This window comes from Paraburkholderia dinghuensis (assembly GCF_003837865.1).
Classification (GTDB): Bacteria; Pseudomonadota; Gammaproteobacteria; order Burkholderiales; family Burkholderiaceae; genus Paraburkholderia; species Paraburkholderia dinghuensis.
Map to the genome: position 1 here is coordinate 1 of NZ_RQIS01000056.1, position 1167 is coordinate 1167.

Below are 1167 nucleotides of genomic sequence, written 5' to 3' on the forward strand. Positions count from 1 at the left end.
CGGCCACCGCGACCTCCACCGTCGACAGTAACAGCGCGACCAGCGATCACAACGGCCACTATAGCGATTCGCTGCACACTTCCACCGATACGCTGACGGCAACGACGCTCAATTCCGGTAATTCACTGACCGTTGCATCGGGCAACAACATCAACGTCACCGGCAGCACGGTCAACCTCGACCAGGGGACCGCAACGCTGGCGGCAGCGAACAACGTCAACATCGGCGCGGCCACGGCAACCTATGTCGATAACTCGACGTACACGGGCACCCATAGCCATGTGCTCAGCAGCAAGGAGGTCGCAAGCACGCGGGATACGACGACCACCCTGAGCCAGGGCAGCCTGATTTCTGCGGATGCGGTGTCGATTTCGAGTGGCAAGGACATCAACGTGGCGGGCAGTACGATTGTGGGGACGAACGATGTCGGCCTGAGTGCTGCGCATGATGTGAATATCACCACGACGCAGGACACCATGCAGTCGTCGGGCTCCTATCAGGAAAAGCATTCGGGCCTGGGGGCAAGCGGCCTGAGTGTCACGGTCGGCACGAACAAGCTCGCCACGACAGACCAGGAGTCGAGCGTAACTAACAATGGAAGTGTGGTCGGTTCGCTGAACGGCAACCTGTCGATCCAGGCGGGCAACACCCTGCATGTCACCGGTAGCGACCTCATCGCGGCGCAGAACGTGACGGGTACGGCGGCGAACGTCATCATCGACTCCGCGACCGATGCCAGCCACACAAGCCAGACCCAGAAGACCAGCAGCAGCGGTCTGACGATTGGCCTCTCGGGCAGCATCGGCGATGCGATCAACGGCGCGTATGCGCAGGGCCAGGCGCTCGCGAGCGGCAACAGCAACGGCCGCGCCGAGGCGCTGCACGCGATTGCAGCAGGTGGCGACGCCGCACTGGCGGGATACAGTGCGTACCAGATGCTCAAGCCCGGCGCCGATCTCAGCAAGGGGCCGAGCATCGGCGTACAGGTCAGTGTCGGTTCGAGCCATAGTCAGAGCCAGTCGTCCGAAGACCAGACGATCCAGCGCGGCTCGACTGTCCAGGCGGGCGGCACCGCTGCCTTGGTGGCAACGGGCAACGATACGGCGGGTAGTGGCAACCTGACTATCGCGGGTTCGAACGTGAGCGCGAACGACGTTGTCCTCGCCG

1 protein-coding gene is annotated in these 1167 nt (G+C 63.0%); it reads left to right on the plus strand.

The genetic code is table 11. The features are described 5' to 3' along the window. Positions 1-1167: hemagglutinin repeat-containing protein (locus D1Y85_RS26860; RefSeq protein WP_185219145.1), on the plus strand; the 1167-nt coding region annotated here is incomplete at both ends.